11 protein-coding genes and 2 pseudogenes are annotated in these 13,744 nt (G+C 63.4%); 2 read left to right on the top strand and 11 right to left on the bottom strand.

Annotated elements, in window-relative coordinates; all coding sequences use genetic code 11:
- Positions 1-7 precede the first annotated feature (7 nt).
- The 5 genes from C7W88_RS12405 to C7W88_RS22700 form a co-directional block, all read right to left on the bottom strand.
- Positions 8-1,489 (bottom strand): M48 family metalloprotease, encoded by a 1,482-nt coding sequence (locus tag C7W88_RS12405; RefSeq protein ID WP_118073760.1) that lies wholly within the window; start codon positions 1,487-1,489, stop codon positions 8-10.
- A 122-nt stretch (positions 1,490-1,611) separates the two neighbouring features.
- Entirely contained in the window at positions 1,612-2,556 is a 945-nt protein-coding gene (locus C7W88_RS12400) for an acetyl-CoA carboxylase carboxyltransferase subunit alpha (protein ID WP_118073759.1), read from the bottom strand.
- 32 nt (positions 2,557-2,588) lie between these two features.
- Complete coding sequence (locus tag C7W88_RS12395; RefSeq protein WP_118074756.1) at positions 2,589-3,470, bottom strand: tyrosine recombinase; 882 nt, start codon at positions 3,468-3,470, stop codon at positions 2,589-2,591.
- Between the two features lie 4 nt (positions 3,471-3,474).
- Positions 3,475-5,067, bottom strand: a complete 1,593-nt coding sequence (locus tag C7W88_RS12390; protein WP_240344631.1) for a hypothetical protein — start codon at positions 5,065-5,067, stop codon at positions 3,475-3,477.
- Between the two features lie 307 nt (positions 5,068-5,374).
- Positions 5,375-5,518, bottom strand: coding sequence for a hypothetical protein (locus tag C7W88_RS22700; RefSeq protein ID WP_162896028.1), 144 nt, complete (start codon positions 5,516-5,518; stop codon positions 5,375-5,377).
- Between the two features lie 97 nt (positions 5,519-5,615).
- On the opposite strand from C7W88_RS22700, the gene C7W88_RS12385 reads away from it, so the two are divergent.
- Positions 5,616-6,197 carry a shikimate kinase gene (locus tag C7W88_RS12385; protein ID WP_118073758.1) on the top strand — a complete coding sequence of 194 codons (582 nt, stop codon included), beginning with the start codon at positions 5,616-5,618 and terminating at the stop codon, positions 6,195-6,197.
- Positions 6,188-7,294 (top strand): 3-dehydroquinate synthase, encoded by a 1,107-nt coding sequence (gene aroB / locus C7W88_RS12380; RefSeq protein ID WP_118073757.1) that lies wholly within the window; start codon positions 6,188-6,190, stop codon positions 7,292-7,294. The genes C7W88_RS12385 and aroB overlap by 10 nt, the downstream gene beginning before the upstream one ends.
- Here aroB and C7W88_RS12375 read toward each other — a convergent pair.
- The 6 genes and pseudogenes from C7W88_RS12375 to zwf all read right to left on the bottom strand — a co-directional run bounded on the left by C7W88_RS12375 (position 7,291) and on the right by zwf (position 13,604).
- Positions 7,291-7,737: a DUF488 family protein gene (locus C7W88_RS12375; RefSeq protein WP_118073756.1), complete on the bottom strand. Its 447-nt coding sequence runs from the start codon at positions 7,735-7,737 to the stop codon at positions 7,291-7,293. The two genes, aroB and C7W88_RS12375, sit on opposite strands and share 4 nt — an antisense overlap.
- 39 nt (positions 7,738-7,776) lie before the next feature.
- Positions 7,777-8,558, bottom strand: a pseudogene (locus tag C7W88_RS12370) (enoyl-CoA hydratase-related protein).
- 165 nt (positions 8,559-8,723) lie between these two features.
- Positions 8,724-9,691, bottom strand: a pseudogene (locus C7W88_RS12365) (glucokinase).
- Between the two features lie 25 nt (positions 9,692-9,716).
- On the bottom strand, positions 9,717-11,540 hold the full coding sequence (gene edd / locus C7W88_RS12360; protein ID WP_118073755.1) for a phosphogluconate dehydratase: 1,824 nt from the start codon (positions 11,538-11,540) through the stop codon (positions 9,717-9,719).
- The gene (locus C7W88_RS12355) at positions 11,537-12,163 is read right to left on the bottom strand and encodes a 6-phosphogluconolactonase (protein WP_118073754.1); all 627 of its coding nucleotides are present in this window, start codon (positions 12,161-12,163) and stop codon (positions 11,537-11,539) included. The genes edd and C7W88_RS12355 overlap by 4 nt, the downstream gene beginning before the upstream one ends.
- A complete protein-coding gene (gene zwf, locus C7W88_RS12350; protein WP_118073753.1) occupies positions 12,156-13,604 on the bottom strand; it encodes a glucose-6-phosphate dehydrogenase in 1,449 nt (482 codons plus the stop codon). Before zwf ends, C7W88_RS12355 begins: the two co-directional genes overlap by 8 nt.
- Between the last annotated feature and the right edge of the window lie 140 nt (positions 13,605-13,744).

Genomic DNA, 13,744 nt, shown 5'->3' with positions numbered 1-13,744 from the left:
AGCAGCGTCAATAGACGACAAGCTTGACCTTCTGCCCTGCAACAAGACGGCTTCCCGAGGAAAGACCGTTCAGAACCAGGAAGCGCTGAAGCGGCTGATCGGTGTAAGCCATGCGCTTCGACAGGGATTCGACAGTGTCGCCCGACTTTACAGTTACCACGGACAGACGGCGGGGTTTGACTGCCGATGCCTCGGTTGCACTGATTCTCCGGATGGACCGGAACATGGTATCGAACTGCGAGGCTTGCCCAGCCTGGCTGATTGTCGTGAAGTGATAGGCCTGCTGCGGGCCGAACTCATAAGCGAACACCACGACATCGACCTGCCCGTTGCCGCTGTTCACCCGGGCCGCACCGTAGACGGCGGGAATGCCGTTGACAGTGGTCCGCTCAAGCGTCGCAGGGGCAAGTTGCTGCTGGCTTGACAGGTTGGTGAAGACCGAGCGCACATAGCTTTCGAGATTGCCACTGTAGGCGGCGGTCGAGAATTCGCCCTTGCCGCTTTGCCCTGAGATCGACACCGCCCGGGTGCCATTCACGAGATAGAAGCCATTGGGTGCCCGGAAAGCGAGCCTCAGGGACGGATGCACGAAGCTGGAACCATCGACGATGCCTTGGGCAGGATCGTCGCCGTATGTCAGCCCGTTGATGCCGGCGAGAAAGGCATCGCGGTTCGTTCTTCCGGTGGTGTTGCCCGCTCGGGTTAACGCGGCCCGGACGCGCGATGCCGGGTCAGGGTGGGTGCTGGCCCATTCCGGCACCTGATTCGTTGTCCCTTTCACGCTGGCATCAAGTGCGTTCTGGTTTGCAAGGCTTTGCAGAACGGTAGACATCGCGCGAGGATCGTAACCTGCCCTCTGCAGATAAGTGATACCCAGGTTGTCCGCTTCGGTTTCCTGGCCGCGCGAGTATTTTAGGGTCAGCAACTGACTGCCGGTAGAGAAGATCTGCTGGCCAAGCTGGCCAAGGGCACTGTTACCGAGCAAGGCGCCGGACAGGATCGATCCCAGCGCTCCGAGCAAAGAATTGCGAGTCGCCTGGCTTTCACGCTTGGCTGCGTGGCGTGCAGCGACGTGTCCGACTTCGTGACCAAGCACTCCGGCGAGTTCTGCTTCGTTGTTCATGAGCGCTGCCAGCTGGCGGGTAACATAGATATAGCCACCAGGGATGGCGAAGGCGTTGTTGACCGGGGAATTCAACAAGGAGACCGTGAAATCACCTCGCGCGTTGCTAAGCCCGGACTGAAGTGCGATGTTCTTGCCGACCGTTTCCACATAGTTCGCCTGCGCCCCGGTCATCGCGCCACCGAACTCTTGCAGCAACTGCGGGTGCGCCTCGGCGCCCTGCTTCTTGTCTGCCGCACTGATCGACTGCGCAGTGCCCTGCGCGGTTGCCGGACTGCCGGTTTGGCTGACACACGCAGGTAGCGACGACATCGCGATGACCGAGACAGTCAGGAACGCGGCGCGCGAACGGCGGAAAAAAGGCATCGTCAACTCCCCAATGCGAATATCTCACGAACGCGAGTGCATCGCACCCGCCCCGCTAATGGACTGGTGCAATAACCGACTTGTCGCAAATAGAGTTCCCGAGCGCCAGATGGCGCGCGCGATCAGGCGCCGATGCGCAGGAAGCGTTCCGCCCGAAGCTGGCGAAGCTCGGCCGCCGGCTTTCCGACAAGCGCATCGAGTTCTTCGCCGATAGCCTTCCCGAGAAGCGCACAAGTTGCCTCAGGGTCGCGGTGCGCTCCTCCAACCGGTTCGCGCACGATGCGATCAATCACGCCAAGCGACAGCAGGTCTTGCGCCGTCACCTTCATCGCTTCTGCCGCGTCTGCAGCCCTTTCGGCCGTTCGCCACAGGATGGAAGCGCAGCCTTCGGGAGAAATGACAGAGTAGACGGCATGCTCGAGCATCAGGACGCGCTCTGCACTCGCCAGCGCCACCGCGCCGCCAGAACCGCCCTCGCCCACGATCGTCGCCACCATCGGAACGCCGAGCGCAAGACAGGCCTCGGTCGACCGGGCGATGGCTTCGGCCTGGCCACGCTCTTCCGCCTCCACGCCCGGGAAGGCGCCCGAGGTATCCACGAGCGTCACGACCGGCAGCCCGAATCGGCTCGCCATTTCCATGAGCCGAATCGCCTTGCGATAGCCTTCGGGCTTGCCCATGCCGAAGTTGTGGCGAATGCGGCTCTGGGTATCGTTGCCCTTTTCGTGGCCGATGAGCATTACCCGGCGACCATCCAGCTTCGCAAATCCACCGACGATCGCCTGATCTTCTCCGAAAAGACGATCACCGCCCAAAGGCATGAAATCCGTAAAGATCTTCTCGACGTAGTCCTTGAAATGCGGACGCGAAGGGTGCCGGGCGACCTGCGTCTTCTGCCAAGGAGTCAGCGCCTTGTAAGTGCTGGCGAGCAATTCGGCCGACTTGCTTTCAAGCCTGCGAATCTCGGACGAGATGTCGATGTCTCCGCCCTGCGCAGTCTGGCGCAGTTCGGCGATGCGGGCTTCCAGCGCGGCGACCGGCTTTTCGAACTCGAGGTAGGAAATCATGGCCAATCCGCTAGGCGCGAGCGCGGATTTGGTCAACTCCGGGCAAGCGGGTGACGCTGGTTTACGAGGGCCACGAGACGCGCGGAATCAACGTGCGTGTAGATTTGCGTGGTGGCGATATCGGCGTGGCCCAGCAAGGTCTGCAACACGCGCAGGTCAGCGCCGCCTTCGAGGAGATGCGTGGCAAAGGCGTGGCGCAACACATGCGGGCTGACCTTTTCCGGATCCAGCCCGGCCCGAAGCGCAAGATCCCTGAGCAACTGAAACAGCCGGACGCGCGACAGGAACCCGCCTCGCGGCGAGGGGAACACGAACCGCCCGCGCCTACCCCGCACCGTGAGCCAGTCGGACAAGGCTTTGGTTGCTCTGGCGGACACCGGCACCATACGCTGGGTCTCGCCCTTTCCGGTAATGGTCAGGAACGGTGCATCACGCGGCACCGCCGCCAAGGGAAGCGAGACAAGTTCGGTAGCACGCAGGCCAGATCCGTAAAGAAGTTCCAGGAACGCCAGCATCCGGAGACTTTCGGGTGTTCGCGACGTCGCATCCTCTTCCGCTTGTCTGAAAAGCGCGCCCACCTCATCGTGCCCAAGCAGGCGCGGGAGCGGGCGGCGGGTCTTTGGTCGTGGCAAGGCGCCTGACGGATCGTCCGCCCGCAAACCTTCGTCCACGAGAAAGCCATAGAACTGCCGCAATGCAGACGACTTTCGCGCCAGGGAACTCGGCGCCAGTTCCGCAAAGGCTCCGGCAAGCCGCGCAATCTCTTCACGCGTCGCAGTCGACAAAGGCCCGATCGCCTCAGCTGCGCCTGAAAGATCCCGGCGATAGGCGGCGATGGTATTGGGAGCCGCGCCACGCTGGACAGCCAGCATCGACAGAAAATCTTCGACTGCAGGCTCCGCCCTGACTTTCACCGCCTCAGACGCGAGCGACGGCTTCGGCGGCAATCATGCGCGCCTCGTTGTTGAGCCCGACACGGTGCAGGGCCGAGACGACATGGTAGAGGTGCAACGGAGTCATCCGGCCCCAGTCATCGCCCTGCATGCCGAAGGCCGCGAGCAACGCAACCAGAGCCTGGTTGTTCGACGTGGCGGCCTTATCAATTGCCTGGGTCCAGCGGGTCTGCCGGTTGAAATCAACGCCAAGCTTGCCTGCGAAGTCACGCGCGGCGGCCGGGTCGACCCGATCCAGCCCCATCATGCCCGCCAGCAGGAAGCGGGATCTGATAGCGTCATCGGAATCGTCATTGTCGGCGAAGGCATTGAGCCCTTCGGAGCCCGTGCGGTTGGCCCGGCCCGGATTTGCCAGGACCAGCAAACCCCAAGCCTCCGTTCCGACCGGACAGAAAGGCGCCCATTTTATGGCGTTCCGATCGAGCCCTGCGGTCAGCATCGAGGAAATCAGGGGCGCCGCGCTATCGGCCAGTGCCTCGGAGGGGATCATCCTCGCCGATGCATGCGATGTGAGGACCAAGCCTGCATAGGCGCGATCGGGGTCGTTGCCATCGCCCCACAGGGTACGGATCGCGTCGAGCCGGTCGTCCTGTGCCTCGGCCACATAGGCGGTGCGCAAGGTTGCGGCCCGCTGCGCCCACTCATCCGCAGCGTCATTCTCTCCCTCGGCATCCCACTGGGCGTGGATGGCGCTGTACAGATCGATCATCGCCCGGGACGAGAGCACGCCGCGTGCGGCACCCACATCGGCGGCTGCGGCCCGTGAATAGAGCGACAGCATCGGCGCCCGCGCCGCCAGCAGGGCGTAGTTCTCGCCAGCTTTCTTGCGCAGGTCCTCTGGAGGCTCAAGCCCCGTCGCTAAGGACATGCCGATGCTCCAAGGTGTCAGCGCCTCCACATCATTCCACTCGATCTTGACAGCACGCCGCGCGTTGGTGGCTGCTCCGGCAAACTTTTGTGCCAGCAAGATGTCTATCTTGGTTCCGGTTCCCCTGCGCAACGCCTTGTCCAGCGATGCCATCGCGGTCGAACCTTCGTCGGTGAAGGCGGAACAGATCGCGCGTGAAAGCTCCCAGTCCCATCCGGGCCTGCCTGCGGCCGTGAGCGCAGTGATGGGACACAGCCCCACTGGATCCGCCGTCGCCAGGAAGCTCGCCATCGCGGCATCCTCGAGACCACGGGTGAAATTCCCGCTGTCGACCGATTGCACCATCGCCCGCGCAGCGTCCGCTTCGCCCATGCGCAGCAGGAGCTGCGCACGGATGGCTGCCCAGTCCGCCCCGTTCATGCCGACTGGAGTTGCCAGCCTGCTGGCAATGACCCTGCGTGCGAGGATGTGGCCCCAGCGCGAAACGAAGCGCCCACGCATCTTCGTGATCACGCCCTCGACAAACGGGCCGTTGAGGTAGTGCGTCGAACCAACCGGAAACCCGCCGTCGCTCTGATCAATCACGCCTACGACATCGAGGCTGCGCCGTCCGGCTGGGGGAATGTCAGACTTGGGCCTTGCCGAATCTATCAGCTTGGCGAGCAGTGCCGGGTCGATCGAATCGAGCAATGCCTGATCACTGAGCCCCCCCCGGCGGTGGCGGCGGGTTGCACAGCGTCAGGCAGGGGCTGCACGACCGGCGAAGCTGTCGGCATGGGAGCGGCCGATCCCGAAGCTGCTGGCCGTGCAGCAACCGGAGCCGCGCTGCGTGCCGGTGCCGGGGCGCTGGAGCGCTGTGGCGCAGGGCGCGATGGCGCAGGAGGGTTATCAAAGCCCGGCGGCAGCAGGGATTCCTGCGCGACCAGCGCGCCGGACACTGAAGCAAGTGCAGCAACGCTGCCCAGCCAGATCGCCATCCTTCCGGACACACGCCTGCTCACTGCGCTCTGCTCCCGACCGGAGGTTCGCCGACCGGCTGTTCGACCCACTGCATCGGCTGTGTTCCACCCCTGATCCAGATCACCGTCAACAAGGCCACCACCACAACTGCTGCCAGAGCGACCACGGCAATCCTCTTCATTCAACCACCCGGTACCAGACGCCAAACGCTTTTGCACCGCCATGCAGTCGAGGCGGTGCTTGCAACGGGCACTAGCGCAAGTATAGGCGGCGCGGCAATGGAACATGACGCGCATCCGCTCAGCTCGTCCGAAATCGCCCGTATCGCGCGGCGGATCGCACGACCGTTGGTGCTCGTCGGCATGATGGGAGTGGGGAAGACGACCGTCGGCAGAAAGCTGGCGACGATGCTCCACCTGCCTTTCCTTGACGCCGACGAAGAGATCGAACGCGCAGCGCACATGCCGATCCCCGAGATTTTCGCCACATATGGCGAACAATATTTTCGCGATGGCGAGCGTCGCGTCATCGTGCGCCTGATGGGCACGGGTCAGCATACGGACCGCAAGGTGCTCTCAACCGGAGGCGGCGCTTTCTGCAATGCCGAAACCCGGGCGCTGATCCTTGAAAAAGGCATTGCTGTCTGGCTCGACAGCGACGTCGACACCCTTGTCGAACGCGTTGGCCGGAAGGACAACCGCCCCCTTCTCCGGTCGGGAGACCCGCGCGAGATCTTGTCTCGTCTCAAGGCGGAACGGGAGCCGTTCTACTCCCAGGCCCCGATCCATGTCACCAGCAGCGCGCAGCCGCATCATGTGACTGCCGACAAGATACTCAAGGCAATCGACAAATGGCTGTGATCCCCGTCGCCATCGCTGGCGCCCCTTATGAAGTGCGCATCGAAGCCGGGCTGCTATCGAATGCGGGTGAACACTGCCGTCCTTTCCTGCGCAAGGACCGCGTTGCCATCGTCACCGATGCAAATGTCGCCGCGCATTGGCAGGAAACCGTGACAGCTTCGTTCGCTTCTGCGGGCGTGCAGAGTGAATGGCTCGTCCTTCCTGCGGGTGAAAGCACCAAGAGCTGGGAACACCTCGCCCGTGTTGTCGACTGGCTGCTGCTTCAGGAAGTGGAGCGCAAGGACAACATCGTCGCTTTCGGCGGTGGCGTGATTGGCGACCTGACCGGCTTTGCCGCCTCGATGGTCAAGCGCGGCTGCGGCTTCATCCAGATACCTACTACTCTACTGGCGCAGGTCGATTCCAGCGTCGGTGGCAAGACCGCGATCAATACCCCCGCCGGCAAGAACCTGGTCGGCGCGTTCCATCAGCCTTCACTCGTTCTGGCAGACCCTTCGGCGCTGGATACGCTGCCCCTGCGCGACACGCGCGCCGGCTATGCCGAAGTCATCAAGTATGGCCTGATCGACGACGCTCCGTTCTTCGAATGGTGCGAAGCCAACGGCGCGAAACTGCTTGCAGGTGACAGCTCGGCACGCGCAGCCGCGATCGCCCAGAGTGTTTCGGCAAAGGCCCGCATTGTCGCTGCAGACGAGAAGGAGACTGCAGGGGTCCGGGCGCTGCTCAATCTTGGCCACACCTTCGGCCATGCGCTTGAGGCAGAAACCGGCTTTTCCGATCGCCTGCTCCACGGCGAAGGCGTGGCGCTGGGCATGGTCCTGGCGGCCCGCTTCTCTGCCCGCCTGGGGCTTATGTCTGGCCAGGATGCCCAACGGATTGTCGCACACATGGAGGCGGTTGGCCTGCCGGCATCGCTGCGGTCGCTGGGCCTTGAGTGCAGTGGCCGCCGCCTTGCCGATCACATGCTGCACGACAAGAAAATGGATGCCGGAACTCTGCCGTTCCTGCTCATGCGCGGTATCGGAAAGACGTTCCTGGCAAAGGATGTCGATCTGGACGAAGTCGCCTCGTTCCTCGACAAGGAACTGCGCGGCTAATCCGCCGGCAGAAGATCAATCACGCCAAATTCCGGCAACACGGCCTTCTGGAGCAGCGAGCGATGGCAGCCATGTGCCGCTCGCTCGTAGCAAAGCAGGGCAACGTTCCGTTCCTTTGCCAGATCGGCCAGAATGGCGCCGGCCGCGATTGCCTCGGGCAACTGGAGCTGGCCCTCATAAATCCGCTCGAGCGCGGAATGATCGTTCCGCCTCGCCGCGGCTCGCCCATCAGCGGGCGTGCCGAGCGCCCTGAAGTGAACGTATTCGATCCCGGCTTCGCGTGCGCTTCCAGCCAAGGCAGACTTCGAAAAACCCGGACGGCGCGACAGCGGCAGCGCGCGGACATCCGCAAGAACTTCGACGCCTGCTTCAACCAGGGCAGTCATGACCGCCGCAACCGTGGCCTGCTCGTACCCGATGGTCCAGATGTTGCGGGCGGTCATGTCAACTAACGTGGGACTTCTTGCCTGTGAATCAAGGCCTTACTTGCCCGTGAATGCTGCCTTGCGCTTTTCCAGGAACGCCCGGCCACCTTCTGCGGCGTCTGCGCTGTCGCCCGCTTTCCATTGCCCTTCGGCTTCGACAAGCAGGGCACTGGCATAGTCTACCTCGAGAGCCTTCGCGATGTTCTGGCGCATGACGCCAAGCGCCACCGTGGGACCGGCGGCCAGCCTGCTGGCCAGCGCCATGGCTTCATCCTGCAATGCGGCGTCATCAACTGCCTTGTAGATCAGGCCCCAGCTTTCCGCTTTCTCGGCGCCGATCTTCTCACCCAGCATCATCATCTCGGTGGCGCGAGCCTTGCCGACAAGACGGGTGAGCATCCATGACGCTCCTCCGTCAGGCACCAACCCGATATTCACGAAAGCCTGAAGAAAATAGGCGCTGCGCCCAGCGATGACGAAGTCACCCGCCAGCGCGATCGAACACCCTACGCCTGCCGCCGGTCCATTGACCGCTGTAACCACGGGGACTGGCAATCGCGAAAGCGCGAGCATCAACGGATTGTATGCCTGGGTGAGCGCGGTATAGGCGCCCCGCCCCCGGCGATGGAGCGATCACCCCTCGCCGCGAGATCTGCACCCGAACAGAAGGCGCGTCCTTCTCCGGTGATCACAACAGCACGCGCCCCGCCCAGATCGTTGACGGCATTTGCCAGTTCCAGTGCCATGTTCGGCGGACAGGCGTTCAAGCGCTCCGGCCGGTTGAGCACGATCTTCAGAACATCGCCGATACGCTCGACACGAATGGTTTCGTATTCCATCTGGGCACCTTCTCCTTCGGCATCCGCATGCATGCTACGCTACACAGCAATACCGTCTCGGCAGAACGAATCCACCGGAATTAATTGCCCGATTAAAGCGTAGGAAGCGGTCTGGCAGGTGCCACGGATAGGCAACGGCTGTCCAGTTGCCTATCCGCTTAAAGATCAGTCGCGGTAGGTCTGCGCGAATGCAGCGGCAGCACCGAACAGGCCTGGCTGGGGATGGGTGATCAACTTCACGGGTATGGACGCCATCAAGCCTTCGAACCGCCCCTTGGCGCGGAAGCGATCCGCGAATCCCGACCGCACCAGCGTGTCCTTGATTCTGAGGCCCAGCCCCCCGCCATGACAACCCCGCAAGACCCATGGGCGAGTGCAAGATCTCCCGCTACGCTGCCCAGCGACAGGCAGAAACGGTCAACAGCTGCCGCAGCAAGGCTGTCCTCGCCGGATGTGCCAAGCTCCCATAGCTCACGATCGGTGCGTGGCGTATAGGGACGTCCTTCTAGCAGGGCCAGTGCCTCGTAGATGTCGACGATGCCCGGGCCGGCAACGACCCGCTCGACCGACACGCGCCGATGGCGCTTGCGCAGACCGGCGAGAATCGCGTCCTCGATCGAATCCAGTGGCGCGTAATCGACATGTCCGCCCTCGGTCGGTTGCACGCGATAGCTGCCACCCTCGCGCCACAGTTGCGCCACGCCAAGGCCCGTACCAGGGCCGACGACACTGATGACGCCGGTCTGCGGAAGATCGCTTTCCGGGCCGGACAGGTGAATGAAATGGCTGTCGTCAGCCTGCGCGACGGCATGAGCAACGGCAGCGAAATCGTTGACCACGACATAGCGCTCTGCACCCAGCTTTTCCGGGATCAGAGCTGGGCGGATGATCCAGGGATTGTTGGTGAACTTGATGATCTCGCCACCCACCGGCCCGGCGACCGCGATGGCCGCGGCCGAGGGCAGCGGCTTGCCGACGATGCGGCCGAAGTCTTCCCAAGCCAGCTGGAACGAGCCATGCTCTGCCGTCTTCAGCGTGACGGCTTCCCCGAGGGACATGACCCTGCCCCCGCCAACTTCGGCAAGCGCGAAGCGCGCGTGGGTTCCGCCAATATCGACGGCAACTACCTGCATTCCAACCCCCTCAAATCCGTTCTTGTCAGAGTCCGGCGGCTGCCAGCATCGCCGAACCGCCGCGTTCCGCTTCATCGGAATGCAGGCGCATCAGCGCGAAGAGTTCGCGTCCTACGCCAAGACCGGCAGAAGGCGCGACAGCTTCTTCGCGTGCGTTCCATTCCTCGGCCGGGACAAGCGCTGCCAGTTCGCCGGTATTGGCGCAGACGCGGACCACGTCGCCATCGCGCAGCTTGGCGAGGGGGCCGCCGGTCTTTGCTTCGGGCGAGACGTGGATGGCGGCAGGCACCTTCCCCGATGCGCCAGACATGCGACCATCGGTGACCAGTGCCACCTTGAACCCGCGATCCTGGAGCACGCCCAGTGGCGGGGTCAGCTTGTGGAGTTCGGGCATGCCGTTGGCGGCAGGGCCCTGGAAGCGGACCACGACGACCACATCCTTTTCAAGTTCTCCGGCCTTGAACGCCCCGAGCACGTCGTTCTGGTCGTTAAACACCCTGCACGGCGCCTCGATGGTCCAGCGCGAGGGATCGACCGCGCTGACCTTGATGGTTCCACGACCGAGATTGCCCTTGAGGAGGCGGAAGCCGCCCTCGGCCTGGAACGGTGCGGCGACCGGGCGCAGCATCTTCTCGTCGCCCGACGTTTCCGGAGCGGGGTTCCACTTGAGGGAATCGCCATCCATGACCGGCTCCTGCGCGCCCTCTTCGAGCGACTTGCCGTAGACGGTCATGATATCGGCGTGGGCCAGGCCTGCGCCGATCAATTCGCGGATCACGTAGGGCATGCCACCGGCCGCGGCAAAAGCGTTCACGTCGCCTGCACCGTTGGGATAGACGCTGGCGATAAGCGGCACGGCACGGCTCAATTCGTCCATGTCGTCCCAGTCGATCTGGATGCCGGCCGCACGGGCGATGGCGGGCAGATGGATGACATGATTGGTCGAACCGCCAGTTGCCAGCAGCCCGGCAATGGCATTGACGATGGCCTTCTCGTCCACGCACAAGCCGAGCGGGCGATAGTCGTCGCCGTTCCAACCAATCTGGGTGATGCGATGCACGGCTGCCCGCGTCAGCTCCTGCCGCAGCTTCAAGCCGGGCTGGACGAAGCTCGAGCCCGGCATGTGCAGGCCCATCATCTCCATCATCATCTGGTTGGAGTTGGCGGTGCCATAGAACGTGCAGGTGCCCGGCGAATGATAGCTGGCGCTTTCACTTTCGAGCAGTTCGTCGCGCCCGACCTTGCCCTCGGCATAGAGCTGGCGGATGCGCACCTTTTCCTTGTTGGGAAGGCCGCTCGGCATCGGGCCTGCAGGGACGAGGATCGTCGGTAGGTGGCCAAAGCGCAGGGAGCCGATCAGCAAACCCGGCACGATCTTGTCGCAAATGCCGAGCAGAAGCGCGCCTTCGAACATGGCATGGCTGAGGCCGACGACCGCCGCCATGGCGATGTTGTCGCGGCTGAACAGCGACAGTTCCATCGAATCCTGGCCCTGCGTCACGCCATCGCACATGGCCGGAACGCCGCCCGCAACCTGCGCCGTCGCACCCACTTCGCGTGCGAAGATCTTGATCTGCTCGGGGTAGCGGCCATAGGGCTGATGCGCCGAGAGCATGTCGTTGTAGGCGGTGACGATGCCGATGTTCATCGCCTTGCCGCTCTTGATCAAAGTCTTGTCCTCGCCCGAGGCGGCAAAGCCGTGGGCGAGATTGCCACAGGACAGCTGCGGACGGTTGAGGCCCTTGTCGCGCGAGCGCTCGATCAGGTCGAGATAGGCGGCGCGCGTCGGGCGCGAGCGTTCGATGATGCGTTGGGTGACGCGCTCGACGGTAGGATGCAAGGGCATCATTCGCTCCAGTAGATAGTCACGGGCGGGCCGTAGCCGCGCAGGAATTGGGTAACGGGATAGCGGTCGTCACCCGCCAAGGCGCATTCCAGCAACACCTTCTTCGGGGCGCCAGTCACGACGAGGATAATCTCCTTCGTCGCCTTGAGCGCTTTTTCGTTCAAGGTGAGCCGATCGAACGGTGCTTCCGACGGCAGCGGGATCGGCGTCGTGGCAATAACCGCAGGTCCTGGCCGGACATGCGCTGTCATTTCCGGGAACAGCGAGGCGACGTGGCCATCCTCGCCCATGCCGAGCCAGACGAGATCGAATGGCGCGACTTGCGCGCCTTCTGCGAGTCGTTCGAACTGCGCGCCGGACTCTCCGAGCGCTGCGTGGATCTTGCCGAAGTTGCTTGCCGGATGGTCGTCAGGCACCCTGCGATCATCAGTCAGGGCGATGGTCACGCTGGCCCAGTCGAGCGGGCGATCCTTGAGCAGGGCCAGCACCTTGATTGGGGTGGAGCCACCAGTGAACGCAATCCGCTTCGCGCCGGGTGCGGAAACCACGCGCGCAATGTGATCTGCCACCGCCGCCGCGTCGCCGGGCTGCGCCCACCGCACGCTTGCCGGCACGAGGTCAGTCATTCCAGCTTCTCCCGTCACGCTCGGTCAGGGCAATGCCGGCGTTCGGCCCCCACGAACCCGCGGCATAGGGGCGGGCTTCCATCGCGGTGTCAGCCCAGACCTTGCGGATAGCGTCAACCCATTTCCACTGTGCTTCCACTTCGTCACGGCGCACGAACAGGGTCTGTTCGCCCTCGATCAGATCGAGCAGGAGGCGTTCGTAGGCAATACGGCGGCGGGCCTTGGCAAAGGCGGTAGTCAGCGACAGGTCGAGGTTCACCTCGCGCAGCACGATGCCACCGCGGTCCAGCCCCGGCTCCTTGGCCATGACCTGCAGGCGCACGTATTCCTCGGGCTGCAGGCGGATTACCAGGCGATTGGCGCGGATACGCCCGCCGCGCTCGGCAAAGACGTTGTGCGGCACCTGCTTGAATTCGACGACGATCTCGCTGCGCCGCTCAGCCAGGCGCTTGCCGGTGCGCAAATAGAACGGGACGCCGGTCCAGCGCCAGTTATCGACGTGCGCCTTGATGGCAACGAAAGTCTCGGTATCCGATGCCTCGCCCAGATCTTCCTGATAGCCAGCGACCGAAGCGCCCTTGACCGCGCCGGTGCGATACTGCCCGCGCACCATTTCCTCGGCCTTCACGGGGCGCAGCGCGCGCAGCACCTTGACCTTTTCATCACGGATGGAAGTGGCATCGAGGCTGGCTGGCGGCTCCATCGCCGTCAGCGCCAGGAGCTGCAGCATGTGGTTCTGCACCATGTCGCGCAGCGCACCGGTATCGTCGTAAAAGCCCTTGCGCCCTTCGAGCCCGACCGTCTCGCTGACCGTGATCTGCACATGATCGATGCCGCCTGCGTTCCACAACGGCTCGAACATCATGTTGGCAAAGCGCAGCGCCATCAGGTTCTGGACCGTTTCCTTGCCAAGGTAATGGTCGATCCGGAAGATCTGTTCCTCGGCAAAGGCGGCGGCTACCGCGTCATTGATGCGGGTGGACGAGGCAAGATCGTTGCCGAGCGGCTTTTCAAGGCCGATGCGCACGTTGGCATGGGCCAGCCCTGCCCGCTTCAACCCTTCGATCGTGGGCTCGAACAGGAACGGGGCGGTCGAAAGGAAGATCGAAAGACCGCACGAAGTGTCCCCGAGCTTCTCGGCCAGCGCGCCGAAGCCATCGACATTCGATGCATCCAGCGTCTGGTATTCGAGCCGATCAAGGAAGCTTGCCAGCTTCTCCTCGTCCCGCCTGTCTTCAGGCAGGAACTCGGCAAGCGCGGCGCGAGCAAATTCCCGGAACTCGGCATCGTCATGTTCTGAACGCGCCGTGCCGACAATCCGCAGATCCGGCCCGATGAGCCCGTCCTCGTGCAAGGCATAGAGCGACGGCAGGAGCATGCGCCGTGAAAGATCGCCGGTGGCACCGAACAGCAGCAGAGCCGAGCAGCTGGTTTCGATCATCGACGTAATTCTCCCTTGGCAATGCGGTCTGCCGAAATCGGCGTCGGACCCGTGCCTTGCACATGGCCCTAGACCCTAAGTGACGCCAGTTCAGCACGCATATGTATGCAGGATAGCTATGCGTGGCAAAGCGACCGGCC

Origin of the sequence: Novosphingobium sp. THN1 (assembly GCF_003454795.1) — a bacterium.
Lineage (GTDB): Bacteria > Pseudomonadota > Alphaproteobacteria > Sphingomonadales > Sphingomonadaceae > Novosphingobium.
The sequence above is the reverse complement of the archived record's forward strand: the minus strand, read 5'-3'. Positions and strand labels throughout refer to the sequence as shown.